At 64.0% G+C, this 24644-nt stretch carries 26 protein-coding genes; 16 read left to right on the top strand and 10 right to left on the bottom strand.

The annotated features are described in order from the left end of the window. Positions 1-68: 68 nt before the first annotated feature. A complete protein-coding gene (locus D4Q51_RS05465) occupies positions 69-494 on the top strand; it encodes a PilZ domain-containing protein (RefSeq protein WP_120076732.1) in 426 nt (141 codons plus the stop codon). Here the strand turns inward: D4Q51_RS05465 and rsmA are convergent. From rsmA to D4Q51_RS05445, 4 genes are all read right to left on the bottom strand, one after another. Continuing rightward, entirely contained in the window at positions 479-1309 is an 831-nt protein-coding gene (rsmA, locus tag D4Q51_RS05460; protein ID WP_120076731.1) for a 16S rRNA (adenine(1518)-N(6)/adenine(1519)-N(6))-dimethyltransferase RsmA, read from the bottom strand. The two genes, D4Q51_RS05465 and rsmA, sit on opposite strands and share 16 nt — an antisense overlap. After that, positions 1306-2271, bottom strand: a complete 966-nt coding sequence (gene pdxA, locus D4Q51_RS05455; protein WP_120076730.1) for a 4-hydroxythreonine-4-phosphate dehydrogenase PdxA — start codon at positions 2269-2271, stop codon at positions 1306-1308. The genes rsmA and pdxA overlap by 4 nt, the downstream gene beginning before the upstream one ends. Before the next feature lie 6 nt (positions 2272-2277). Beyond that, positions 2278-3606, bottom strand: coding sequence for a peptidylprolyl isomerase (locus tag D4Q51_RS05450; protein WP_120076729.1), 1329 nt, complete (start codon positions 3604-3606; stop codon positions 2278-2280). A 192-nt stretch (positions 3607-3798) separates the two neighbouring features. Beyond that, positions 3799-6141 carry an LPS-assembly protein LptD gene (locus D4Q51_RS05445; RefSeq protein WP_240624578.1) on the bottom strand — a complete coding sequence of 781 codons (2343 nt, stop codon included), beginning with the start codon at positions 6139-6141 and terminating at the stop codon, positions 3799-3801. A gap of 102 nt (positions 6142-6243) precedes the next feature. Between D4Q51_RS05445 and D4Q51_RS05440 the strand changes: the two genes are divergently transcribed. The 7 genes from D4Q51_RS05440 (at position 6244) to D4Q51_RS05410 (ending at position 10529) form a co-directional block, all read left to right on the top strand. After that, entirely contained in the window at positions 6244-7707 is a 1464-nt protein-coding gene (locus D4Q51_RS05440; RefSeq protein WP_120076728.1) for a leucyl aminopeptidase, read from the top strand. Between the two features lie 17 nt (positions 7708-7724). After that, a complete protein-coding gene (locus tag D4Q51_RS05435) occupies positions 7725-7871 on the top strand; it encodes a DUF2256 domain-containing protein (protein WP_120076727.1) in 147 nt (48 codons plus the stop codon). Further along, positions 7868-8305 (top strand): DNA polymerase III subunit chi, encoded by a 438-nt coding sequence (locus D4Q51_RS05430; protein WP_120076726.1) that lies wholly within the window; start codon positions 7868-7870, stop codon positions 8303-8305. Before D4Q51_RS05435 ends, D4Q51_RS05430 begins: the two co-directional genes overlap by 4 nt. Before the next feature lie 51 nt (positions 8306-8356). After that, positions 8357-8857 (top strand): hypothetical protein, encoded by a 501-nt coding sequence (locus tag D4Q51_RS05425; RefSeq protein WP_120076725.1) that lies wholly within the window; start codon positions 8357-8359, stop codon positions 8855-8857. Positions 8858-8981: 124 nt separating this feature from the next. Beyond that, a complete protein-coding gene (ndk, locus tag D4Q51_RS05420) occupies positions 8982-9404 on the top strand; it encodes a nucleoside-diphosphate kinase (RefSeq protein ID WP_120076724.1) in 423 nt (140 codons plus the stop codon). Positions 9405-9547: 143 nt separating this feature from the next. Further along, entirely contained in the window at positions 9548-9943 is a 396-nt protein-coding gene (locus D4Q51_RS15650; RefSeq protein ID WP_276309488.1) for a nuclear transport factor 2 family protein, read from the top strand. A gap of 136 nt (positions 9944-10079) precedes the next feature. After that, complete coding sequence (locus tag D4Q51_RS05410; protein WP_162925156.1) at positions 10080-10529, top strand: nuclear transport factor 2 family protein; 450 nt, start codon at positions 10080-10082, stop codon at positions 10527-10529. A 19-nt stretch (positions 10530-10548) separates the two neighbouring features. Here the strand turns inward: D4Q51_RS05410 and D4Q51_RS05405 are convergent, their stop codons facing one another. The 3 genes from D4Q51_RS05405 to purM are packed head-to-tail and all read right to left on the bottom strand — an operon-like array spanning position 10549 to position 13810. Beyond that, entirely contained in the window at positions 10549-11751 is a 1203-nt protein-coding gene (locus D4Q51_RS05405) for a sulfotransferase family protein (protein ID WP_120076721.1), read from the bottom strand. A gap of 3 nt (positions 11752-11754) precedes the next feature. After that, the gene (gene purN, locus D4Q51_RS05400) at positions 11755-12720 is read right to left on the bottom strand and encodes a phosphoribosylglycinamide formyltransferase (protein WP_120076720.1); all 966 of its coding nucleotides are present in this window, start codon (positions 12718-12720) and stop codon (positions 11755-11757) included. After that, positions 12713-13810: a phosphoribosylformylglycinamidine cyclo-ligase gene (gene purM, locus D4Q51_RS05395; protein WP_120076719.1), complete on the bottom strand. Its 1098-nt coding sequence runs from the start codon at positions 13808-13810 to the stop codon at positions 12713-12715. The genes purN and purM overlap by 8 nt, the downstream gene beginning before the upstream one ends. 68 nt (positions 13811-13878) lie before the next feature. On the opposite strand from purM, the gene D4Q51_RS05390 reads away from it, so the two are divergent. From D4Q51_RS05390 to D4Q51_RS05375, 4 genes are read left to right on the top strand one after another with little or no spacing between them, the layout of a single operon-like run. After that, positions 13879-15162 carry a heavy-metal-associated domain-containing protein gene (locus D4Q51_RS05390; RefSeq protein WP_120076718.1) on the top strand — a complete coding sequence of 428 codons (1284 nt, stop codon included), beginning with the start codon at positions 13879-13881 and terminating at the stop codon, positions 15160-15162. A 10-nt stretch (positions 15163-15172) separates the two neighbouring features. Then, on the top strand, positions 15173-15781 hold the full coding sequence (locus D4Q51_RS05385) for an HdaA/DnaA family protein (protein WP_120076717.1): 609 nt from the start codon (positions 15173-15175) through the stop codon (positions 15779-15781). 27 nt (positions 15782-15808) lie between these two features. Beyond that, positions 15809-16522 carry a serine O-acetyltransferase EpsC gene (gene epsC, locus D4Q51_RS05380; protein WP_120076716.1) on the top strand — a complete coding sequence of 238 codons (714 nt, stop codon included), beginning with the start codon at positions 15809-15811 and terminating at the stop codon, positions 16520-16522. Then, the gene (locus D4Q51_RS05375) at positions 16522-16878 is read left to right on the top strand and encodes a DUF2794 domain-containing protein (RefSeq protein ID WP_120076715.1); all 357 of its coding nucleotides are present in this window, start codon (positions 16522-16524) and stop codon (positions 16876-16878) included. The genes epsC and D4Q51_RS05375 overlap by 1 nt, the downstream gene beginning before the upstream one ends. A 15-nt stretch (positions 16879-16893) precedes the next feature. On the opposite strand, the gene D4Q51_RS05370 is transcribed toward D4Q51_RS05375, so the two are convergent. After that, positions 16894-17565, bottom strand: coding sequence for an HAD-IA family hydrolase (locus D4Q51_RS05370; RefSeq protein WP_120076714.1), 672 nt, complete (start codon positions 17563-17565; stop codon positions 16894-16896). 61 nt (positions 17566-17626) lie between these two features. On the opposite strand from D4Q51_RS05370, the gene glmU reads away from it, so the two are divergent. The 4 genes from glmU to D4Q51_RS05350 all read left to right on the top strand — a co-directional run bounded on the left by glmU (position 17627) and on the right by D4Q51_RS05350 (position 23561). Further along, entirely contained in the window at positions 17627-18985 is a 1359-nt protein-coding gene (gene glmU, locus D4Q51_RS05365) for a bifunctional UDP-N-acetylglucosamine diphosphorylase/glucosamine-1-phosphate N-acetyltransferase GlmU (protein WP_120076798.1), read from the top strand. Then, a complete protein-coding gene (locus D4Q51_RS05360) occupies positions 18982-19293 on the top strand; it encodes a hypothetical protein (protein ID WP_120076713.1) in 312 nt (103 codons plus the stop codon). Before glmU ends, D4Q51_RS05360 begins: the two co-directional genes overlap by 4 nt. An 18-nt stretch (positions 19294-19311) precedes the next feature. Then, positions 19312-21135 carry a glutamine--fructose-6-phosphate transaminase (isomerizing) gene (gene glmS / locus D4Q51_RS05355; protein WP_120076712.1) on the top strand — a complete coding sequence of 608 codons (1824 nt, stop codon included), beginning with the start codon at positions 19312-19314 and terminating at the stop codon, positions 21133-21135. Between the two features lie 113 nt (positions 21136-21248). Beyond that, complete coding sequence (locus tag D4Q51_RS05350) at positions 21249-23561, top strand: putative bifunctional diguanylate cyclase/phosphodiesterase (protein ID WP_120076797.1); 2313 nt, start codon at positions 21249-21251, stop codon at positions 23559-23561. Here the strand turns inward: D4Q51_RS05350 and purQ are convergent. Then, entirely contained in the window at positions 23558-24229 is a 672-nt protein-coding gene (gene purQ / locus D4Q51_RS05345; protein ID WP_120076711.1) for a phosphoribosylformylglycinamidine synthase subunit PurQ, read from the bottom strand. The genes D4Q51_RS05350 and purQ overlap by 4 nt on opposite strands. Next, the gene (gene purS, locus D4Q51_RS05340) at positions 24229-24462 is read right to left on the bottom strand and encodes a phosphoribosylformylglycinamidine synthase subunit PurS (protein WP_120076796.1); all 234 of its coding nucleotides are present in this window, start codon (positions 24460-24462) and stop codon (positions 24229-24231) included. The genes purQ and purS overlap by 1 nt, the downstream gene beginning before the upstream one ends. Positions 24463-24644: the final 182 nt, after the last annotated feature.

The following is a 24644-nucleotide window of genomic DNA, read 5'->3' as shown; positions in this document are numbered from 1 at the left end:
CAGATGCTTTACCAAGCCCTAACGCTTTGCAGCTAGATCGTGCGCAATCCCATTCTTGTGAGGAAAAGATGCTGGCAGGCGGCAGGCAGCCAAGGGCAGAACAGCGCGAAAACGTGATGCTGCAGGCGCAACTCGCGGACTCTCGAGGCAGCCGTGAAGCGCGCATTTCGGATGTCAGCTCGCGCGGACTGCTCGGCAACATGGCGCAGCCGCCCGCACGGGGCGAATTCGTGACGATCCACTTCCAGTCCCGCGAAGTTGCCGGGCAAGTTCGCTGGGTCGAAGGCCGCCGTTTCGGAGTTCGCCTCGGCGAAAAGATAGATGCCCATTCGCTGATGGACGGGCGCAACGCGAAGCGGAGGGTCGGCAAGAAGCCGGAACCCGTGCGCATCGAGGAAGATGCGTCGTTGATAAGCTTCGTCACCGTTTATTCTGTGCTTGGTCTTACGGCACTTTCCACCGCCTACCTGATCGTCACCTACCTCATCTTCTGATCGCCAAGCGCGCGGGCGACGGTTACGAACTCCTCTACGGTGAGCGTTTCCGCGCGGCGGGTGTTGTCGATGTCGCAGGCTTCCAGCGCATCGAGCGCGCCGGGCAGTCCTTTCAGGCTCTGGCGCAGCATCTTGCGGCGCTGGCCGAAAGCGGCTTCGGTCAGTCGTTCCAGCACCCGCGCCGAAACGCCGGCAGGCGCCTCGCGCGGCTCCATATGCACGATGGCGCTCATCACCTTGGGCGGAGGGGTAAAGGCACTGCGGTGAACCTTCATCGCCAGCTTCGGCACGGCGCGCCACTGGGCCAGCACGGCCAGCCGGCCATAAGCGCTGGTATCGGGCTTCGCGACGATCCGTTGGGCGACTTCCTGCTGGAACATCAACGTCAGGCTCGACCACGCAGGCGGCCAGGTCTCCCCGCCCATCCACCTGGTGAACAGCAAGGTACCGATATTGTACGGCAGGTTCGCCGCAACGGCGAAGGGCCCTCCCATCAACTCGGCGTGATCGATGGCCAGGGCGTCGTCTTCGAGCACGCGTAGCTGGCCCGGAAATGCCTGCTCCAGTTCGGCAAGGGCGGGGATGCAGCGGCTGTCGCGTTCGATGGCGGTCACTCGCGCACCGGCGCGGAGGAGAGCGCGCGTCAGGCCGCCGGGACCAGGACCGATTTCGAGGACCGCCTTGCCTTCGAGATCGCCGGGAATGGCAACGATGCGGTCCAGCAATTGTTCGTCGAACAGGAAGTTCTGGCCCAGCGCCTTGCTGGCGGAGAGACCATGCCGGGCGATCATTTCGCGTAGCGGAGGAAGGCTCATCCGAGAGAAGCCCGGCGCGCGGCAATCTCTCCGGCCATGCGGATCGCCGCGATCATGGCGTTGGGCCGAGCGATCCCCTTGCCCGCGATATCGAAGGCCGTTCCATGGTCGGGCGAGGTGCGCACAACCGGCAGGCCGAGAGTGACATTCACGCCCTCGTCGAAATCGAGCGTCTTGAGAGGGACGAGCGCCTGATCGTGATACATTGCGATCGCGACGTCATAGGTCCCACGCTTGTGCGGCGCAAACAACGTGTCGGCCGGGTGCGGGCCGGTGGCGTCGATCCCCTCGCTGCGAAGTTGCACAATGGCAGGCGCGATGACCTCGATCTCCTCGCGGCCCATGCGGCCGTCTTCGCCTGCGTGCGGGTTCAGGCCGGCGAGGGCTATGCGCGGGGACTCGATCCCGTAATCGGTGTTCATCGCGCGGGCCACGATCCGGGTGCGATCCACGATCAAGTCGTGTGTGATGCGCGCAGGCACTTCGGCAAGGGCGCAATGCACCGTCATGGGAACGGTGCGCAGGGAGGGACCGGCGAGCATCATCACGGCGCTGTCACGCGGCGCTCCGCAGGCATCGGCGCAAAACTCGGTCTGGCCGACAAAAGTATCGTCCACGGCGTAGATCGCGGCTTTCGACACGGGCGCGGTGACGACGCCAGCAGCTTCACCCGACTTCACTATTTCCAGCGCCTCCGCGAGGGCCGCGCGGGCCAGCGCCGCGCCATCGCGTTTCGGCTCTCCCGGCGTGTAGGCGGCATCAACGCCCGCATCGACGATCAGGCTATCGGGGAAAGCAATGCCGAGACCGCGCGCTGCCATATGCAGGACGCGGGCGCTGCCGCAAACCACGAAGGGGGGCAGGCGCAATTCGTCGCGCCGGGACCATGCCTCGAGGATGATTTCCGGGCCGACCCCTGCCGGGTCGCCGATAGTTACGGCAAGCGGCAGGGAATCGGGCACGGCGTGTCAGTTGTATTCGATCACCGCGTCGCGGCGAAGGTCACGCAGGTAACGCTGGGCACGGCGGTTGACGCGCTCGTCCTCCAGCTGGGCCATGATCTGGTCGGTGCTGGGACCCTGCGTTTCTTGCGGATCGTCTCGGCCGCATAGCATCAGCACACGGATGCCTTCGGAAAGGTCGCCGAACGGCGGCGTCGTCTCGCCCACGTTCATCTGAAGCATCACCTGCTGCAGAGCCTCGGGCAGCTGGCGAACTTGGATTTGATCGTTGTCGACCGTCTGCGCGCCGATTGCGGCGGCGCGCAGGTTGGCATCGCCGCAGCCGTTCATGCTTTCCACCGCTTCCACGAAGGCGGCACCACGCTCCTCGGCTTCCGCTTGCGGAGTGCCGGCGGGGAAATTGATGCTGATCTGCTTCAGGCTGAGAATGGCATCGCGCGGGTCGGCCATGCCGATCTGGCGCTGGTCGATCATCAGCAGGATGGAGTAGCCGCCGGGGATTTCCAGCGGGCCTACCAGCTGGCCAGGCGTCATCTGCCGGGCTGCCGCTTCCAGCGTCGGCTGCTGCAACTGCTCGAGGCGGATCCAGCCAAGATCGCCACCCACGATGGCGCTGGAAGCCTGCGAATACTGGCGCGCATAGGCAACGAAGCTGCCGCCTGCGCGAAGCTGTTCGATAATCTGGTCGGCGTTCGTCTTCACCTGCTCGCTGTTCGCGCTGTTGGCAGAAAGGAAGATCTCGCCGAGCCGGTATTCAGTCGTGCCGCGCGAGGCGTTCAGACGTTCGACCAATTCGTTGACCTCGCCTTCCGACACGTTGACGAAAGGCTGGACGTTACGGCGCAGCAGCCGATCCCAGGCCAGTTCGCCCTGAATCTGGCGCTTGATGGAACGCGGCGACGAACCGATGGAGCGCAGATAGGCGTCCAGTTCTTCCTTCGTCATGCCGCGCGCTTCCTGCGCGAAGCGTTCGTAGGCAGCTTCGACCTCTTCCGAAGTGACTTCCATTTCCTGCGCGGCGGCTTCCTGCACCTGCAGGGTCTCGTCGATCAGGTTGCGCAGCACCTGCAGGCGCAGGCGCTGGATTTCCTCGGGCGGGAACTCCTGCTCCTGCGCGGAAAGGATCAGGGCGACGCGGTGGTCGACATCGGTACCGGTGATGATGTTGCCGTTGACGCGAGCCGTGGCACGGCGGACGTTGGGGTCCTGCGGCTCGATAACAAAGGAAATATCGTCCGGCAGGTTGAAGGCATCGGAACCCTGCACCTGCACCTGCCCGTTTGCAGAGGTGGCGAGCAGCGCGGCGCCGACTGCGGCGGCAGAATATTTCAGCATTTTCGTCGCAAACACGATCAGTTGTTACCTTGTCTTGTGTGTGGGTGCCCTTTGCAAAAAGGCACCCTGGGGCAAGGGTGGCATTGGCGAACCGCAGCTTAACCCCCGCTGAGCCGGATCCTCCTAACCAAATGATGAAGGCCTGCCAATGATCGCAGTCAAAAAGCGGGCAAAAGACGCGAAGGGATGCCCCTAGTTGAAGCCGAGATTGCGCAGGTTGAAGTAGATGCGGAAGCTGCTGCCCGATTGCGCGTCGGCCAGCTGGATGTAATCGCGCCGCCAGGTGAAACCGAATTCCAGGCAATCGTCGGCGTAGGCAATGCCGAGGCGCGTGCGCAGCGGTTCGAACCCGTCGGCCTGAAGCAGGGGGTCCTCGTTGCGGTCCGTCAGGTTGACGACAGCAGAGCCGAAGACTGACCAGTAGCGGGCAAAGGCAACGCGGCCTGCCAGGCGGATCTCCTCGCGGTCCTGCAAGTCTTCGAGGGTGAAGTCGATATCGCGGTTGAGCTGCAGGTAGCCCAGCTCGACATAGGTGCGGTCCGTGCCGACAGTCGCGTCCACCTCGTTGCGGCGCACGGCGAGGTTATCCTTGTCGAGCCGGAAACGGTGGGTGAACTTCAGGAAATCGCGATAGCGAACCTCGGTGCGGCCAACGAAGTCCGACCATTGTTCGTTGAGACCGGTGCCGTCGGGAAACAGATCGAAGGCATCGTTAAGGCGGTAGGACTGGCCCACGGAGGTTTCCAGTCGCCAGCCGGGGAAGGTCGCCTGCCAGTCGACGCCATAGGTCATCCGGACGCCGTCTTCCACGCGGTCGTAGCCGGGAAAACGGTTGAGGGCGAAGAGGTTGGAGTCCTCGAGGTCGATGGCGCGCGCATCCTCGTTCGGGATGTCGAGATTGCGGATTTCGGGGGAGGCGACGAACTGTACCCGCGGCGTGAGAATCTGCGATCCGCCCAGGAACTCGCCGATGAAGGGCCACTTGATATCCAGCGCTGCCGTGGCGACGCCGCGGGTCTGCCAGCCTTCTTCCCCGCGGTAGAGATCCACCGAAGTCAGCAGGTTTTCGTCCGAATGATAGATGTCGCCGCGCACGAGGCCGGTGAGGGTGATTTCCTGCCCCATCGGCGTAATGCGGCGCATGTCCCAGCGCGCGCGGGCAAATGCGCGCTGCGTGTCCTGCCCGTCGGCGCGGGTGATGGCCAGCGTGTTCGCCTGCAATTCCACCTGTCCGCCCAGGACTGGGTCTTCCAGCCGGTAGCGCGCGTCGATCAGCGGGAGGGCAAGCGGCACTTGCCCCTGGTCCGTGCTGACCAGTAGCGCCTGCGTGCCCCAGCCGGCAATGGAAACGTAGGAGTTCTCGTCCTGGCGCCTGAGTTCCACCACAGAACGGATGCGATCCTCGCGGCTGATGTCGTAACGGCGCAGGAACGTGCGGTCGCTGGCGTAACGGATGGAGCCTTGCGCGGTCCAGTTCTCGTCGAGCTGGAAGCGGCCGTTGGCGAAGAAATATCCGCGAACGTCCTTCTCGCTGGTGACCTGTGTGGAATTGAGCGGGATGCGGCTGCCGTAGGTGGCATAGGCCGTCACCTGGAACGCGCCGTTGCCTGTCAGGTGGCGGTACTGACCCGAAATCATCGGCGCGGCTTCGGTGTAGATGTAGCCGGACAGCGTAAGGTCGCGGTTGTCGGCAAGCCGCCAGTAATAACTGTCCGTAATCTCGATACCGTTGGAAGCGGTGAGGCCGATATCGGGGATGAAGAAGCCCGAACTCGGCCCGCCGTCGGCCCGCACGGTAAGGCCGGGCAGCGGCAGAATGCGCGCGCCGAACAGTTCGAGGTAGGCGCCGCGGAAGCGGATGCGCGCGGTTTCCTGATCGTAATAGACCCGCTCTGCAGTCACCCGCCAGCTAGGGCTCTTGTCGCAGCCGTTGGCATCCGTCACAGCGCAGCTGGAATACACGGCGCGGGTCAGTTCTATATCGCCGTTCGCGGTGCGCGCAGCTTCCAGCGCGGCCAGCCTGCCGCCCTGACGGAACGCCAGCAGCAGGTTGTCCATCGCGCCGGCTTCCAGTTCGTCCGTCAGCACGAGGCGATCTGTGAACAGCTGATTCCCGTTTTCGTCCACCAGCCGGATTGACCCGGTTGCGACGATTTCTCCGGTCATGCGGTTCCAGGTGACGGCATCGGCGCGCACCGACTGGTCGCCCGATCGCAGGATGACATCGCCCGCAGCCGTGATGGTGTCCGTATCCTGGTCGTATCGCAGTTCGCTCGCCTCAAACGCAATTTCTCGCGGAGAGCCGTCGGCATCCTGCGCTGCGAGGATTGAATCGTCGATCAGCGGGAAGCCCTGTTCCTCGTCGTCCCCCGGTTCCGGGGTCTGCACGGGCTCGATCGCTGTCTCCACACCGGGGGCGGCGCCTTGCTGGGCCAGCGCGGGCATGGAGCCGCCGAGCACGAGCGCAGTCGCCGCGCCGACAAGGGACACGCGAAGCGAACAGTCGGGCAATGCGGGAAGCCGGCCGGGGAGCATGGCTTGCCTATTGCACCACGCGCACGTAATCGCAACGCAAGCTTTGCCGCGCTGCGACAGGCTGCGGCGCAAAAACCACAATCCTCAACGGAGCCCCCCTTTATGGATATCGAATTCCGCCCCTCGCAGGAAACCGACACCCCCCGCATCGTCGCCCGCATCGTGGAGCAGGACAAGCTGCCCACCGACCTGCCGATGCCCGTTGCCGAGGGCGCGAAAGCCACCCGTTTCACCGGCAAGCCGGGCCAGGTGTTCGATGGCTTCGCCGAAGACGGCGGCAAACTGGTGCGACTCGCTCTGGCCGGTGCGGGCAAGAAGAAGGCCGAGAATCGCCATGCTTCGCTCGAGAAAGCCGGTGCAGCGCTGGCGGCGAAGTATCTGACGAGCGGCGAGACCGAGATCGCGCTTGATGCCGAGGCCAGTGGCCTCGACGCGGAAGAGACCGCCGCCGTTCTGATGGGCGCGCGCCTTCGTTCCTGGCGGTGGGACCACTATCGCACCAAGCTGCGTGACGAACAGAAGCGCACGCTGACCAAGGTCGTCGTGATCGGCGCTCCCGAAGGCGCAGAGGCCGAATGGGAAGACGCGCAGGCCGTGGCGACCGGCGTGGAGTTCACCCGCGAACTCGTGGCCGAGCCTGCCAACATCATCTACCCCGAGAGCTTCGTTGAACGCTGCAACAAGCGGTTCGAGGGAACCGGGGCGGAACTGGTGGTGCTCGACGACGCGGAGATGGAAAAGCTGGGCATGGGCGCGCTGCTAGGCGTGGGCCTGGGCTCCGAACGCCCGTCGCGCCTGCTTGCCATCAAGTGGATGGGCGGCACCAAGGGCGAGGCGCCGGTGGCTTTTGTCGGCAAGGGCGTGACTTTCGACACCGGCGGCATCTCGCTGAAGCCCGGGCCGGGCATGGAAGACATGAAGTGGGACATGGGCGGCGCAGGCGCCGTGGCCGGGGCCATGCTGGCGCTGGTGCTGCGCAAGGCGAAAGCCAACGTTATCGGTGTCTGCGGCCTGGTTGAAAACATGCCCGACGGCAAGGCGATGCGCCCCGGTGACGTGGTGACTTCCATGTCGGGGCAGACCATCGAAGTGCTCAACACCGATGCCGAAGGCAGGCTGGTGCTGTGCGACGCGCTGACCTGGGTGCAGAAGGAATTCAAGCCCTCGCGCATCGTGGACCTTGCCACGCTCACTGGCGCGATGCTGATCGCGCTGGGCCATGAGCACGCAGGCGTCTTCTCCAACAACGACGATCTGGCGGAGGACCTGCTGCACGCAGGCAAGCAGTCGGGCGACAAGCTGTGGCGTTTCCCGCTCGCGCCGGAATACGACAAGCTGCTCGACAGCCCGATCGCCGACATGAAGAACATTGGTGGCCGCTACGCAGGCTCGATCACCGCCGCGCAGTTCCTCGGTCGCTTCATCGAGAATGACACGCCCTGGGCACACCTCGACGTTGCCGGCATGGTCTGGTCCGACAAGCCCGGCGCGACCTGGGACAAGGGCGCGACCGGCTACGGCGTGCGCCTGCTCGACCGCTTCATCCGCAACACGGTGAAGGGTTAAGCGCTCTCGTGGGCAGGATGCGAAAGAAGGCAGACCTGCCCACGAAGACTTGTGCTGCCTGCGGCCTGCCGTTCACTTGGCGCAAGAAGTGGGAGCGCGACTGGGACAACGTGAAATACTGTTCCGAACGCTGCAAACGCTCGAAGGGACAGAACCCGGTATGAGAGTGGATTTCTACCTCCTTTCCACCGACCCTGCTCCCGCTGCCGTCGCCCTGCTCGCCAGCAAGGTGCGGCAGGCGGGCGAACGGCTGCTGGTTGTGGCGGACGACCTGTCGCTGCTGGAAGAGGTGAGCAAGGCGCTGTGGGAAGCCCAGCCCGAAGCGTTCCTTGCCAATGGCATTGCGGGGGACGAACACGACGCGGTGCAACCCATCCTGCTGTCGAACGAGGTCGATCCCGCCAACGGTGCCAGCTTCCTCCTGATCGCCGATGGCCAGTGGCGCGAACCGGGCGACAGCTTCCAGCGGGTGCTGTTCCTGTTCGACCAGGAAACCATCTCCGGGGCCCGGCAGACGTGGAAAGCCCTGCAGGACCGCGAGGGTATGGAGCGCAAGTTCTGGAAGCAGCAGGCCGGTCGCTGGGTCGAGGGGCCTTGACCTTCACGCTCGGCAGGCGGACATTCCCTGCGCTACAACCGGGGGAAAAACATGCGCACACTTCTCACCCTCTCCGCCGCTGTCTTGCTTCTTGCTGCCTGCGGCGGCTCCGATGAAGGCACGATCGAGACCGAAGACGGCGAGACTGTCTCCTACGAAGTCGACCGCGACGGCGGCGACACGTCCATGCGGATCACCGGGGAAGACGGCCAGGCAATGGTCATCAATTCCGGCACGGGCTCCGCGGTAGACCTGCCCGACGGCTTCTCGCTCTATCCCGGCGCAAGCGTCGTTTCCACGACGACGATGAACCAAGGGGACGGGCAGGGCGCGCTCGTAATCATGCAGAGCGATTCGTCGCCCGAGGACATGGTTTCGTTCTATCGCCGACAGGCAGAGGCCGCCGGAGTCCAGATCCAGATGGAGATGACCACGAACGGCAGCATGATGATCGGCGGCGAGGGTGAGAACGGCCAGACGTTCAGCTTCAACGCGTCCGGCACTGATGACACCACAACCGGGCAACTCGTCGTCGGACAGGGCCTGAACTGATCCACCCCGGCTGAGCCGCCTTCGGTTGCTCCGCCACGCAAGCCATCTTGCCCTGCGTGGGCGAGGGCGCTAGGGCGCGCGCGCAATCTCAACAACAGAACATTACTTCGCAAAGGAACTTCCCATGGCGGTTACCCGCACCTTCTCGATCATCAAGCCCGATGCCACCCGCCGCAACCTGACGGGCGCCGTCACCAAGATGCTGGAAGACGCCGGCCTGCGCGTTGTCGCTTCCAAGCGCATCCAGATGACCCGCGAACAGGCAGAAGGCTTCTACGCCGTTCACAAGGAACGCCCATTCTTCGGCGAACTGGTCGACTTCATGATCAGCGGCCCGGTTGTAGTGCAGGTGCTGGAAGGCGAAGACGCCGTGCTGCGCAACCGTAAGGTGATGGGCGCGACCAACCCGGCCGATGCCGACGAAGGCACCATCCGCAAGACCTATGCCGAGAGCATCGAGGCGAACTCGGTCCACGGTTCGGACAGCGATGAAAACGCCAAGATCGAAATCGAATACTTCTTCAACGAAGACGAAATCGTCGGCTAATTAACCTTAGCGTTCTTCGGAACTGCTTTTCAGACCCCCTCGATCGGTGGTATCGTTGCCACGGGTCGCAGGGGGTTTCTGTTTTTAAACAGTTTTTCCCCAAAGACCGCACGTGTCCGAACGAAGGGTCGCGGGAGGTTGATGTGTTTTCCTGGCTCAGAAAGTCGCCGTCTCAGACGGTCCGTGCCTTCGTGGACGCCCTGAATGCGCGCGATTTCGCAACCGTGGAGCGGTTGCTGGCCGAAGACTTCTGCATCATCGACAATTCCAACAAGCAGTTGCGCGGGGCAGCCCCGGCCATGGAGCTGTTTCGACGGGTGGCCGAACTTGCTCCCGACTATCAGTTGCACGTCAGCGACATGGCGGAGCGCGGCGAGGACGTGCTGGTCTCCGGCAAGTCCGAAACGACCAGCACCGAAATGGGGGCGGCAACGCAGTGGCGCGCCTGTGTGAAAGGTGGCCGGATGTTGGAATGGCAGTCCTACAGCAACAAGTTGACGCCATCGATGATTGCGCAAGTAACGGGGCAGCGCAGTTAGTGCGAAAGCTCGGTTCCGCTGATGTAGAAGCGCCAGATGTACGGGAGCGTTAGGCGCTCCGTTCTGCCTGTGGTATCAAGTGTATCCGGAGTCGATAATTCGGCGAAAATGTGTTCGTCCCCGCCATCGGCTTTGCTTGGAGATCGCTATCTTCCGATCCCGCAAGAGTTCTCCGGTTTCAGTTGTTCGCCGTTATATTTCGGCGCTAAACACGCGTAACTACGAAGATATTGCCGCAATCTTGGCCGAGAACTGTCGTTTCGTCGATAGCACCGGCGGCTGGGTTGAAGGCCGCGAGAACGCCTTGGTGGCAACGCGTGCTTTTTTCGACATGGATGCGGATTTCCAAATCGACGAGCAAGACATCGTGCTGCGCGGTGACGAAGTGCTGGTGCGAGGCAAGGCGCGGGCCAGCAACCCGCAGTTGGCAACGGACAAACTTTGGCGAGCGCGGGTCGATGCGGGAAAGCTGGCATTCTGGCAAAGCTACGGCGCGGAAGCCATGCCGCTTGCGCGAATGTTATTGCCTGAAAAGGCTGGCATTTCCTTCAATCTCGATGCGCCGGGTTCGCGCACCTCCGCGTAACCAAGCCTTCAATAGCCCGTTACGCAGCCGTTTCAGAGAAGGTGCGCATTTGCCGGCTGTGCGCCTTATGAGGCGAATCTTGGGCGCGTTCCTGTTCGCCGCTCATAGCCTCCAGCGCATCGGAGGTCAGCGGAAGGGACAGGTCTTGATAGACGCGTCGGACCTCGGATTTCCAGTCGAGGTTGAGGGCATCAAAATTGATGGTGGTCAGTGGCCCTTCGAAACCGGCAAGCGCTGCATCCATCCGCGCCTCTCTCAGCGCAATCTTGCGGGCAACTTCCGCCTCTATCCAGGCGTAGTCGACCGTGTCTGACTGCATCGCCATCTGGTTGGCAATCAGCGAAGCCGCGCTGGCCGCCGTATCGTCCGGGCAGCGATTGGTCCTCACCACGCGTGCGTCGGGAAACTGTGCCAGCAGGGCAGGCAAGTCCTCGGAGAACTGCGGCACTTTCAGGACGCGCGGCCGATGGGCATTCTCGTGCCAATTCGCGTCCGTCCGCAACACGCGAGTAAACTCGCGGTAGAGCGGCGAGGGATCACGATTCTCGCTGAACGCGGTGAACGACGGGATCCGCCACTGCGCTTCGTAGGCAGAGTGATCGAGAGCGGCGGCAAGCCAGCCCAGTTCCTCGTCGGCGCGGGTGACGCCGAAGGGGTGGATGGTGTCGATCCAAGGATCCAGCGCACGGGCGCACAGGAGCGACAGGGCTGACCAGGCGGGCCGCGTATCGGGCGTGCGAGGCACGGGTTGCCAGCTATCGCAAAAACGGGTGGCGGACAGGGAAGGGTCTGCGGCGAGCAGGCGATGGACGCGCGTGGTGCCGCTACGCATGTGGCCCACTACGATCACGGGCGATGCCAGCGGCGTTTCCAGCAAATCGGGCTCGGCTTGCCACAGCGCGCCGAGTTCCAGCCGCTGCCGGATTGCCCGAACAAGCTGGCCGTGTGCCATGGTGAGGCCGAGCGGGTTCAGCTGCGCTTCGGACATCAGCGATTCGCACAGGATTTCGAGGCGAAGGCGAAAATCGGCACAGTCGGCCTCGCTGCGCGGACCCCGTTCGCCCGCCGCAGGAGCATCACGCAGAGCTTTGCTCCACAGGTCATCGGGATCGAGTGAGGGGCGATAGCTGAGCCCCTTTCGCCAGGCCGTCTCCAGCCAGCCGTTCACGCGATCGACGCGCGGGGAACGGGCACAGGGATGTGGGCGAGGCGGCAGGCTCATGCGTCAGAATTCGTCTGCGGCATCGTGCAGCTTCGTGAGGCGCTTTGGGGCAACGGAGCGCCAGCTTCTTTCAAGCCATTCAGCAACATGGTCCCAATCAACGCCCGGCCTGTTGAGAATGATCCCGACCCATCCGCTCGCTCCGTAATAGGCCGGACGGTAATAGGTTTCGGGTGCGGTCTCGGCAAGGTCGGCGACTTCGTCCGGCCCGCCGGTTTTCACCAGCAGGCCGATGTGCGGTTCGCCGTGATGCTTCTCGGACAGGTAGGCGAAGTATTTTCCGCTCTTGCCGCCGCTGCGCCAGCCCGGTGCGCCGTGGCTCTCGCGCTCCTCCGCTTCCGGCAGGCCCATGGCGAGTTCACGCACTTTCTCCAGCAGCCAGTCCGCCCGGTAATGCCGCCCGACGTAATCGGCCACCATGCGGGGGTAGAGCTGGTACTCGGCGAGGATGACACGGTGCGCGAGGCTTTCCGGCGTGTCCGCTGGCAGGATGGCGACCGGCATCTGTCCCAGCAGCGGCCCGCCGTCGAGTTCGGGAGTCACGACATGCACCGAGCAGCCGCCATAGTCCTCGCCCGCCTCGATAGCGCGCTGGTGCGTATCCAGGCCCTTGTACTTGGGCAACAGGCTGGGGTGGGTGTTGACCATCCGGCCTTCCCAGCCTTTCACGAAGTCCGCCGTCAGGATGCGCATATAACCGCACAGTGCGAGGTATTCCGCGCCTGATTTGCGCAAGGCGGCATCCATGATTTTCTCGTGCTCCCGCCGATCCATACCGCGATGATCGTGACTGAACGTGGCAATGCCTTCCGCCGCGGCGATCTTCAGACCGGGCGCATCGGGATTGTTGCTGGCAACCAGCACGATGTCGTAGGGGCAATCGGGCAGGCGCGACTGGAATAGCAGCGCCGACATCGTCGTGCCGTTGCCGGACAGCAGGCAGGCGATTCTCGCCTTTTGCTCAGGCATCGTGATCCGCGGTCCAGTCGCTTCGAGCGGACCAGGTGCCCGCAGAGCCCTTGACCGTGCAGCCGCGCTGGCCTTCGACGATCTCGCCGATACGGAACACGCTCTCGCCCGCTTCGGTGAGAGCCGCAGTGACAGCATCGACTTTGTCGGGCGTCACCGCCAGCACCATGCCGATACCGCAGTTGAACGTGCGCGCCATCTCGCCCGGCTCGATATTTCCCTGGGCCTGGAGGAAAGCCATGAGGCGCGGCTGTTCCCAGCTGTCGGCATCCACCATTGCGCGTGCACCCTCGGGCAACACACGCGGCAGGTTCTCCAGCAGGCCGCCGCCGGTGATGTGGGCGAGGGCATCGATGTGGCCCGCGCGCACGGTGGGGAGCAGGCTCTTCACGTAAATGCGGGTCGGCTCGATCAAGTGATCGATAAGCAGGCGGTCCTGATCGAACAGGGCAGGGCGGTCGAGCTTCCAGCCCTTGTCTTCCGCTAGGCGGCGCACCAACGAGAACCCGTTCGAATGGACGCCCGAACTGGCAAGCCCCAGCAGCACGTGGCCGGGAGCCACGCGCTCTCCGGTAAGCTGCTCGCCGCGCTCCACCGCGCCGACGCAGAATCCCGCCAGGTCGTAATCGCCCGGCGCATACATGCCCGGCATTTCCGCCGTCTCGCCGCCGATCAGCGCGCAGCCTGCTTCCTTGCAGCCCTGCGCAATGCCCGCAATCACGCGCTCGGCAATGCCGTTCTCCAGCTTGCCGGTGGCGAAGTAATCGAGGAAGAACAGCGGTTCAGCCCCCTGCACGATGAGGTCATTCACGCACATGGCGACAAGATCGATGCCGACGGTATCGTGCCGGTCGGTCTCGATCGCCAGCTTCAGCTTGGTGCCGACCCCGTCGTTTCCGGCCACCAGCAGCGGATCCTTGTAGCCCGCAGCCTTGGGATCGAAGAAGCCGCCGAACCCGCCGATTTCGCCGTCCGCGCCGGGGCGCATCGTGGCTTTCACCAGCGGTCCGATGGCTTTCACCAGCCGGTTGCCCGCATCGATGGAAACGCCGGCCTGTTCGTAGGTATAGGATTGCTTGTCCGAATTCATGCACCTGCCATACGCATTCGCGCTTGGAATTCCACTCGCCTTTGGGCAAAAGACCCGCGAATTCCCCCATGAACATCGTTTTTCCCTCTTCTCGCCCCACAAATGAGCGCCTGCCCACCGCGATTGCGGTGATAGCCGTGCTTGTGCTCGCCCTTATCGCCGCGGCCGCGCTCTATGCGCAGGTATCTGGCGAGCGGGGGATTGCCCCCGTCGCCAGCAGCAGCGACATCGAGGTGGACGGTATCGAGGTGGACGTTCGCGGCGACAACGCAGAAGAAGCCCGCGCCAACGGCTGGCGCGAGGCCCAGCGCATCGCGTGGGAACGGCTCGATGGGCCGGATATACCCGATTCGCGCCTCGAATCGCTGGTGGCCGCCATCGTGGTGGAAGAAGAGAACATCGGTCCGCGCCGCTACATCGCTCGGCTGGGCGTGATTTTCGACCGCCAGCGTGCGGGCGCACTGCTTGGCGCAGGTGGCGAAAGTTCGCGTTCCGCCCCGATGCTGACCCTGCCGGTGCTGATTTCGGGCGGCACGGAGACCATGTTCGAGGTGCGTAACCCATGGCAGCGAGCCTGGGCCGAGTACCAGTTCGGCTCCAGCACAATCGATTATGTCCGCCCTGCCGGTTCGGGCGGCGAATCGCTGCTGCTGACGTACGGGCAGACCGGTCGTCGCAGCCGCGCATGGTGGAATAACATTCTGGATCAGTTCGGCGCAGCAGACGTGATCGTGCCGATAGCCAACCTGCGCTGGGAATGGCCGGGCGGCCCCGTGGAAGGGCGCTTTACCGCGCGTTATGGTCCCGACAATCGTTTCCTGGGCGAGTTCACGATGCGCGCCGATAGCGGCGAGGAACTTCCGGACATGCTCAAACGTGCCGTCACGCGTTTCGACGAGATTTTCGCGCGTGCCCTGGCTGACGGCACCCTCCGGCCCGACCCAACGCTTACGCTCGACAATATCGAAATCAGCGATGAAGTGCGCGCTTTGCTTGAAGCGGCGCGTTCGGCAGAACTGGCGGACCAGGCGGCCGCTGCGGGCGAGGGCGAAACCTCGACGGACGTATCGATAGACGGTGCGGGCCAGCCCCAGCCGGTCGAGACTACCGTGCCCACGGCGAGCTACGGCGTGCAGGTGGCAACGCCCGATGCGTCCGACTTCGACGGCGCCATCACCGCACTTCGCGCAGTGCCCGGCGTAACGCGGGTCTCGGTCCGCTCGACAGCAATCGGCGGCGCTTCCGTGTTCGATGTAACCTATGCCGGAGACATCTCGGCCCTGGCCGCCGCGCTGCGGCAGCGTGGCTGGGCTGTCAACGAAGGGCAGAACGCGCTCGGCATTTCGCGCTAAGGGGCTCGGGATGAGCCAGATTGCACTTCCCCTTGCAGCCGGCGGCAACGGCCCTGCGCGGATCGTGCTGGGCAATGCCAACGCCCACGTGGCCGAAGCCCTGCTGGCGCCTGAGGCCTGGCCATATCGCACGGCCGTGCTGACGGGGCCGCCGCGATCCGGAAAGTCCCTGCTGGCACTGTGGTTCGCGAGAAGCGGCAAGGGCGATGCCGTCGATGACGGGCAGGCGATGCCGGAAGATGCGCTGTTCCACCGCTGGAACCGCGCGCAGGAGCAAGGCACGCCGCTGCTGATCGTCGGCGGAGAGCCGCCGTGGGACATTGCCTTGCCGGACCTGCGCTCTCGCCTTGGCGGTTCGCTGCAACTGGAAATCGGCCAGCCGGACGATGACATGGCGCGCGATCTGCTGCTTTCCCTCGCACAGGAGCGCGGATTGCCTCTGCCTGCCGATGCCGCCGAATATCTCGTTCCGCGCGCATCGCGCTCGCAGGAGGAACTGGAAAAGCTGGTCGCGACCATCGACCGCTTGTCTCTGGAGCGAAAGGCCCCACCTACCCTTGGAATCTGGCGCGCGGCACTGGAAGCGGTGCACGGGCCGGAGGAGCCGCGCTTGATCTGAGCGGGTTTTGATGGGAAACTGAGTGCTATGTTCGACCGGCTTGTCGCCTATCTGGACTCGATCCGCGCGCGCGATCCCGCGCCGCGTTCGCGGTGGGAAATCCTGCTTTATCCGGGGGTTCTGGCCCTCGGCATGCACAAGATCGCCCACTGGCTGTTCGAGGCGAAGCTGTTCTTCCTCGCCCGACTGGTGAACCATATTTCTCGCTGGATGACCGCGATCGACATTCATCCCGGCGCGAAAATCGGCAAGAACTTCTTCATCGACCACGGCTTTACCGTAATCGGCGAAACCGCCGAAATCGGCGACAACGTGACGATCTACCAGTGCGTGACCCTGGGCGGCACCAATCCCACCAGCGGCCAGGGCGGCAAACGCCACCCGACGCTGCGCGACAATGTCATCATCGGTTCCGGCGCGCAGGTGATCGGCCCGATCACTGTCGGCGAACGGGCGCGCGTGGGTGCAAATGCCGTGGTGACGGACGATGTGCCGGAAGGCGCGACGATGATCGGCCTGAAGGCGCGCTCCACCCTGGTGCCTGCCGAAACCTGGCTGCGCGAATTTATCCCCTATGGCACGCCTTGCGACGAACCTTGCGAACCCGTGCCCAGCGAACGGGTGCAGGTGCTCGAAGCCGAGATCCAGCTTCTGCGCGACGAGATGGCACAGCTTCGCAAAAGCCTGCCCGCGCCAGACGACGGCGGGGAGAAAACGCGCAAGACCGGGGCCCGCAGTTGATGGCTGCCCCGGCAGGGCCGAATATCGTTGCATTTCCCGGCCAGGGCTCTCCCGAACAGGTGGGCTTCAATCGGCAGGAGCTTACCCACATCCTCGATCTCTACGGCCGGATGGTGGCTGCTGGCGAGTGGCGGGATTACGCGATGGATTTCACCCGCGATTGCGCCACTTTCGCTGCCTTCCGCCGCACCGCCGATGTGCCGCAGATGCGACTGGAGAAGCGCCCGGCGCTGCACCAGAAGCAGGGCATGTGGGCGCTATTCGGAGAGCATGGACAGGTGCTGAAGCGCGGCCACGAGCTGAACAATGTGCTCGCTCCGGTGGAGAGGCGCTTGCTGAAAGCGGTGGATCAGTAGGCGCCGGCGAAACCGCTAGAGGTCTTCCAGTACGCCGACCAGTTCGTCGAAATGGTCGATCATCACGTCACCGCCCAATTCGTGGACCGGCACGTCGTGATAGCCGTAGCGGCAGGTGACAACCGGGAGGCTTGCTGCCTTTCCGGCACGCACGTCGTAAGTCGAATCGCCGACCATCACCGCGCGTCCGCCACCGCAGTCCGCAATCGCAGCGTGCAGGATATCGGGCTTTGGTTTGGCGCGTTCCCGGCCCAGTGTGTCGCCGCCGTAGATCGCGGCGAAACGGTCCGTCATCTCAAGCGCATCCAGCAGTTCGCGCGCCGGTTTCTCGCTCTTGTTCGTCACCACCGCCAGCTTGCAGCCACGCCCCGCCAACTGATCCAGCGCGCCGAGGCAGCCGGGATAGGGCACCGTGTTGTTGGCGATATTGTCCCAGTAGAACTCCAGCAGCGCGCCGCTCAGTTCCTTGTATGTCGCCTCGTCCACCAGTCCGCCCGTGGCTTCCAGCGCGCGGGTCAGCATCATGTCCGTGCCGCCGCCGATCATGTTCCGCGTGGCCGTCTCGCTCACGCCGTCACGACCGATCGCGCCGAGCGCGTGGTTGACAGCGGGGCACAGGTCTCGGGCGCTGTCCACCAGCGTACCGTCGAGGTCGAAAAGGACGATATCGAAAGGAAATTTGCTCATCGCGAGGGCATGTGGGGGAGAGATATGGAAACTGCAATCAATTGCTGGCATGGCGCCTGTCATGAGTGACAGACCCATCGCCGCCATCATCCTTGCCGCGGGCAAGGGCACCCGCATGAAAAGCAGCCTGCACAAGGTGCTGCACCAGGTGGCCGGAAGGCCGATGATCGAGCACCTGCTGGCCAGCGTCGAGACGCTTGGTCCGCAAAAGCTCGTTACCATCGTCGGCGAATCGCGCGAACAGCTTGAAGAGCGGCTCGGGGGACGGGTGGACTTCGCGGTTCAGGAACCGCAGCTGGGCACAGGCCATGCGGTGCAGCAGGCACAGAAGGCTCTCGCAGGCTTCGAGGGCGACGTGCTCGTGCTCTACGGCGATGTGCCCTTCGTGAAAGCCGGAACGATGCAGACCATGATCGACAGGCTGCGCGCCGTCGATTCCCCCGCCGCCGTGGTGCTGGGCTTCGAGCCGGACGATCCGCTGCGCTACGGCCGCGTGATCGCGCAGCAGGGCCGCATCCTCAAAATGGTGGAGTACAAGGACGCGAGCGAAGACGAACGTGCGTGCACTCTCTGCAATTCCGGATTGCTGGCGGCGCGCAGCGAAGACCTCTTCGCACTGCTCGACCGAGTGCGAAACGAGAACGCGCAGGGCGAGTATTACCTCCCCGACATCGTCAACATCGCCATTGCCGATGGCCACAACTGCGCGGTCGTATCCTGCGACAATGCGGACGAGGTTGCAGGCATCAACAGCCGCGCCGAACTCGCCGCCGCAGAAGCGCAGTGGCAGGCACTGCGGCGCGAAGAAGTGATGGCGGAAGGCGTGACACTGCGCGCTCCCGATACGGTGTTCTTCAGCTACGACACCGATCTTGCCTCCGATGTGGTGGTGGAACCCAACGTGGTGTTCGGCCCGGGCGTTTCAGTGGCGAGCGGCGCGACAATCCGCGCGTTCAGCCATCTCGAAGGCGCAACTGTGGGCGAGGGCGCGGAAGTCGGCCCCTATGCCCGCCTTCGCCCTGGTGCAGTGCTGGAGAAGGGCAGCAAGGTCGGCAACTTCGTCGAGATCAAGAAGGCAACGCTGGGCGAGGGGGCCAAGGCCAATCACCTCACGTACCTGGGTGACGCCACCGTGGGCGCTGGCGCAAACATCGGAGCGGGAACGATCACCTGCAATTACGACGGCTATTTCAAGCACCAGACCACCATCGGACCGCGCGCCTTCATCGGCTCCAATTCGGCGCTCATCGCGCCTGTCAGCATCGGGGCCGATGCCATCGTGGCGGCAGGAAGCGCGGTAACGCGCGACGTTGCCGACGGCGAACTTCGCATGGTGCGGGCAGACCAGTTGGTGAAGCCGGGCTGGGCCGACCGCTTCCATGATACGATGAAGCGCAAGAAAGCCGAGAAGAAGAAGTGACCGATCGCTACGAGGGCAAGCCCTTCCTTCGCCTGCTCGACAGTTACGTGCTGGATGCCATCGGCAAGCTGGACGAGGCGAACGCGAAGTGGCTTGTGGAGGCAGAACCCTACTTCCGCGAAACCTTCGGCGGCACAGGCAGTTGGCAGGATATCGTCGCGCAGCGGATGCAGTTCCCTGAAGGCATGCAGCCTGCGATCGTCGAGATGTGGGACAAGGGACGCGCGAGGTTCATCGCAGAGAACGGACACGAGCCCGAACCGGTGCAATTCGCCCACATGTTCGTGGACCAGAATTTCCCTCATTAGGGACAAGGAACTGAATTTATGTGCGGAATTATCGGAATTGTCGGTCATCGCGACGTGGCGGCGCGGCTGGTCGACGGTCTGCGCAGGATGGAATATCGCGGTTATGATAGCGCAGGCATCTGCACGGTCCACGACGGGAAGCTGAAACGCCGCCGGGCGGAAGGCAAGCTGAATGGTCTGGTCGAGGAACTGGCGAACAATCCCGCCGCGGGCGAGACGGGTATTGCCCACACCCGCTGGGCAACTCACGGCGCTCCCACGGAAAAGAATGCCCACCCGCACGCGACCGAACACGTCGCGCTGGTGCACAACGGCATCATCGAGAATTTCAAGGAACTGCGCGACGAATTGCGCGCTGAGGGGCGCCAATTCGAGAGCGAGACCGACACCGAAGTGGTCGTCCACATGATCTCGCGCCGGATCGAGGAAGGAATGTCTCCCGAAGACGCCGTGGCGACCGTGTTGCCGCGCCTGCGCGGTGCCTTCGCGCTGGCGATAGCCTTTCGCGATCACCCTGACATGCTGATCGGGGCGCGCCTCGGTTCGCCGCTGGTCGTCGGCTACGGCGAGGACGAGATGTTCCTCGGCTCCGACGCGCTGGCGCTGGCCCCGCTCACCCAGCAGATCGCCTATCTCGAGGAAGGCGACTGGGTGACGATCACGCGCGAGGGCGCGAAAATCCGCGATCTCGACGGCAACGAGGTCGAGCGCGAGGTGCAGACCTCCGGCGCTTCTGCCGCGGCGATCGAGAAGGGCAACTATCGCCACTTCATGCAGAAGGAGATTTTCGAGCAGCCCACAGTGGTGGCGCAGACCCTTCGCAGCTATCTGCGCCCCGGCGAACAGCGCGTGGCCCTGCCGCAGATCGATTTCGACATTTCCGCCATCGACCGCATCACGATCGTCGCCTGCGGTACTTCCTATTACGCTGGAATGGTAGCGAAATACTGGTTCGAACAGTTCGCCCGCGTCCCGGTGGATATCGATTACGCCAGCGAGTTCCGCTACCGCGAACCCGTGCTGCCCGATGGCGGCCTGGCGCTGTTCATCTCGCAGAGTGGCGAAACTGCGGACACGCTGGCCGCACTGCGCCACTGTCGCAAGCAGGGACAGGTGATCGCCGCCGTGGTCAACGTGCCCACCAGTTCCATGGCGCGCGAGGCGGACCTGCTGTTGCCGACACACGCGGGGCCGGAAATCGGCGTTGCCTCAACCAAGGCTTTCACCTGCCAGCTTGCCGTGCTGGCGGCGCTGGCGGCGCATTTCGCGGTGAAGAAGGGGCTGCTGAACCACCGCGAGGAAGCGATCATCGTCGATCACCTGTTGGAAGCGCCAGCGTGCCTCAACGCCGCGCTGGATCACGACGAGGAAATCGCCGACATGGCGCACCTGATCGCGCCTGCGCGTGACGTGCTTTACCTCGGTCGCGGAGCGGATTTCCCGCTGGCGCTGGAAGGGGCGCTGAAACTGAAGGAAATCAGCTACATCCACGCCGAGGGTTATGCCAGTGGCGAGATGAAGCACGGCCCCATCGCACTGATCGACGACAAGGTGCCGGTGATCGTCCTCGCCCCTTCCGGGCCGCTGTTCGAGAAGACCGTCTCCAACATGCAGGAAGTGCAGGCGCGCGGCGGCAAGGTGGTTCTGATTTCCGACAAGGCCGGGATCGAGCAGGCGGGCGAAGGCTGTATGGCAGTGATCGAGATGCCCAAGGTGCATCCGCTCATCGCTCCGCTGGTCTATGCCGTTCCGGTGCAATTGCTGGCGTATCATGTCGCCGTGGCCAAGGGCACCGATGTAGACCAGCCGCGCAACCTCGCGAAATCGGTGACTGTCGAATAGAATTCAGCAGGTTACTGGATAATCGCGGCTGACTTTACCGGGCAATAACTATTGGCGGTTATCGCGGTCGTGTGAGCGACAAGCATTCTGGACTCCCCAGCCTCCCGCTGCAGATGAGTTTCCTGCAGGTCATTGGCCTGCGCGAACCCGGCGAGGGTGACTGGACCCGGCTGCGCACGCTCCAGTATTCGGAACTTCACAAGGTCTCGCTGATCCGAATTGCCGCTCACGGCCTGGCCGCTCTGCTGGCAGTTTCGCTTTATCTCAACACGATAGCGCACTGGATCCTGGGGATCTGGATGCTCAGTGTCGTTGCAGCGGTGTGGAACGTCACGCGGATCGATCGCAACTTCATCGATATCGAGAAGCGCGGCGTGCAGTGGAACGAATTCACCCGCCAGGCCCTTGGCGTGGGCGGGTGCACCATCCCCTGGGTCGCGGCGCTCATGTTCTTCGTCCCGCAGGGGACGACGACGGATCACTACGCGCTCTGGGCGATTGCCGCGATGCTGATTGCTGGTAGTGCCGCCGCCATGGCTACGGCGCCGGTCGCCACGGTGCTGTTCGACCTTGTGGTTGGCGCGGCGGGCGTCGCATCTTTCCTGCTTACTGGCGACTTCATCTTCGCCATCGCCGCAGCTGCCTACACCGTTACCATCGTTGCCGGTGCGCTCCGCTCTGCGCGCACCTACCTTTCCGCCAAGATTGCCGAAGCGGGCGTGGCGGAGAAGGACGAGGTCGTCTCCCTGCTGCTGCGCGAGTTCGAGGAAAAGGAATCGGACTGGCTCTGGCAGGTCGACACGAACCGTCGCATCCGTTCCGCATCGCCGCGTTTCGCTTTCGCCTTCGGCTCCACCCCGCAGGATATCGAGGGGGAGAGCTTCATCAAGCTGATTGCCGGGTCTTCGTGGGAAAGCGGGGAGTTTCCGCGCAGCCTGCATGAACTGGCGGAGAAGCTGAAGCGGCGCGAGCATTTCTCCAACCTGCTGGTGCAGGTCTACCTCGAAGCCGGTCGCCGCTGGTGGGAGCTTTCGGGCACGCCGATATATGATGACAACGGCAGCTATATCGGTTTCCGCGGGGTTGGTTCCGACGTGACCGAGCAGCGTGATCGCGACGAGAAGATCGCCTACCTTGCCCGCTACGACACGCTGACGGGCTTGCCCAATCGCCTGATGCTGACAGAAGCGCTTGGCGAGGCCATGCGCTATGCCGACAAGTGGAAGACGCGCTGCGCCTTCCTGATGATCGACCTCGACCGGTTCAAGGCGGTGAACGATTCCCTGGGACACCAGCTGGGCGACCGCCTGCTGGCCGAAGTCTCGAAGCGCCTCGATGCAGTGATGACCGAGAACGAGCGCTGCGGACGACTGGGCGGTGACGAATTCGCCGTCGTCATTCGCGATGCCACCGACAAGGGCCGGGTGGATCGCTTGTCCGACGCCATTATCGAGACGCTTTCGCAGCCCTATGTGATCGACAACCATACCCTGTTCATCGGGGCGAGCGTGGGCTCTGCCGTGGGTCCGCGTGACGGCAATTCGGTGGAAACGCTGATGCGCAACGCCGACCTCGCGCTCTACCGGGCGAAGGACGAGGGCGGCAATACGCACTACCGTTATCTCCCCTCGCTGCACGCCGACGCGGAGGAGCGCCGCAAGCTGGAGCTGTCCCTGCGCCGGGCCATCGGGAAGAACGAGCTGGAACTGAACTTCCAGCCCGTGGTCAACGCCCGCAGCGAGACCGTGGTCAGTTTCGAGGCGCTGTTGCGCTGGAACAGCGAAGAGCATGGTTTCGTAAGCCCGGCCAAGTTCATCCCGCTGGCAGAGGATACCCGCCTGATCGTGCCCATCGGGGAGTGGGTGCTGCAGGAGGCCTGCCGCGAGGCGACCCGCTGGCCGGACGACATCAAGGTGGCGGTCAACGTTTCGGGCGAGCAATTGCTCGAGCCCAACTTCGCCAACAGCGTGGTGCGTGCGCTCGCCGATACCGGGCTGCCGGCACACCGGCTGGAGGTGGAAGTTACCGAGAGCGTGTTCCTGCGCGATGGCCGCACCGCGCGCCAGACGCTGGAGGAGATCCTTGCGCTGGGCTGCTCGGTCGCGCTGGACGATTTCGGCACCGGCTATTCCTCGCTCGGCTACCTGCGCACGCTGCGCTTTTCCACGATCAAGGTGGACAAGAGCTTCGTGCAGGGTGCCACGCAGGAGAGCCAGGAGAGCCTCGCCATCATCCGCGCCGTGGTGGCTATGGCCCGCAGCCTGGAGATGACGACGACCGCCGAGGGTGTCGAGGACGCCACACAGGCCGCGCTGATCCGCGAGCTGGGCTGCACCAAGATCCAGGGCTACTACTTCGGCCGCCCGATGAAGGCTGTCGAGGCCCGCTCCCTGGTGGTGAAGGGCCGCGGAACTAGGGCCGCCTAGGCCCCGACCAGACTGCCGATCACGCTTTCGAACAGGCGGCGTCCGTCGCTGCCGCCGTGGGCGGCTTCGATGGCGCGTTCGGGGTGGGGCATCATGCCCAGCACGTTGCCCTTCGCGTTCAGCACGCCCGCGATGTCGTGGCGCGAGCCGTTGCAGTTCTCGGCATAGCGGAAAGCCACGCGGCCTTCGCCTTCCAGCCGGTCCAGCGTGTCATCGTCGGCGAAATAGTTGCCGTCGTGGTGGGCGACCGGGATGTGGATCGTCTCGCCCCTGGTGTAGACGCTGGTGAACAGGCTGGTGTCGTTTTCCACCACCAGCGGCACGGTGCGGCAGATGAAGGTCTGCGCGGCGTTGCGCATCAGCGCGCCGGGCAGCAATTGCGCCTCGGTCAGCACCTGGAAGCCGTTGCACACGCCCAGCACCGGCACCCCACGCTTTGCCGCGGCCACGACGGAGCGCATGATCGGGCTGTTCGCCGCCATTGCGCCCGAACGCAGGTAGTCGCCGTAGGAGAACCCGCCGGGCAGGGCGATGAAATCGAGGCCGGCGGGCAGGTCGGCATCGCCGTGCCACACCTTCACCGGCTCCTTGCCGGATACGTCACGCAGTGCGACCCAAATGTCGCGGTCGCAGTTCGATCCGGGGAATGTGACGACTGCGGTCTTCATCAGGCGACCTTCTCGATGCGGTAGTTCTCGATCACCATGTTGGCGAGCAGCCTCTGGCACATCTCGTCCAGAGCGGCGTCCGTGGTGTCGTCGGCCACGTCCATTTCCACCAAGCGGCCGATGCGCACGTCTTCCACGCCCTTGTAGCCGAGGCCCTCCAGCGCGTGGTGCACGGCGCGGCCCTGCGGATCGAGCACGCCGGGCTTCAGGCTGACATGGATACGGACTTTCATGGATCGGACCTTTCGCGGCAAGTCTCGGATGGTTTCGCCGCAGCCTATGGCGATTGCCGCCGCGATGGGCAAGGGGCGGCGGCCCATTCCGCCGGGGAATTGCGCGCCAAATCCAACTAACCTGGAACACATGGAACAGTGTCCTGAAGCAGAAAAGCGGACCGGGAATTCCAGGCAGACCG

It is taken from the genome of Aurantiacibacter odishensis, assembly GCF_003605195.1.
GTDB classification, from domain to species: domain Bacteria; phylum Pseudomonadota; class Alphaproteobacteria; order Sphingomonadales; family Sphingomonadaceae; genus Alteraurantiacibacter; species Alteraurantiacibacter odishensis.
Note: the sequence above shows the minus strand (reverse complement) of the source record. Positions and strands in the feature narration are given on the sequence as shown.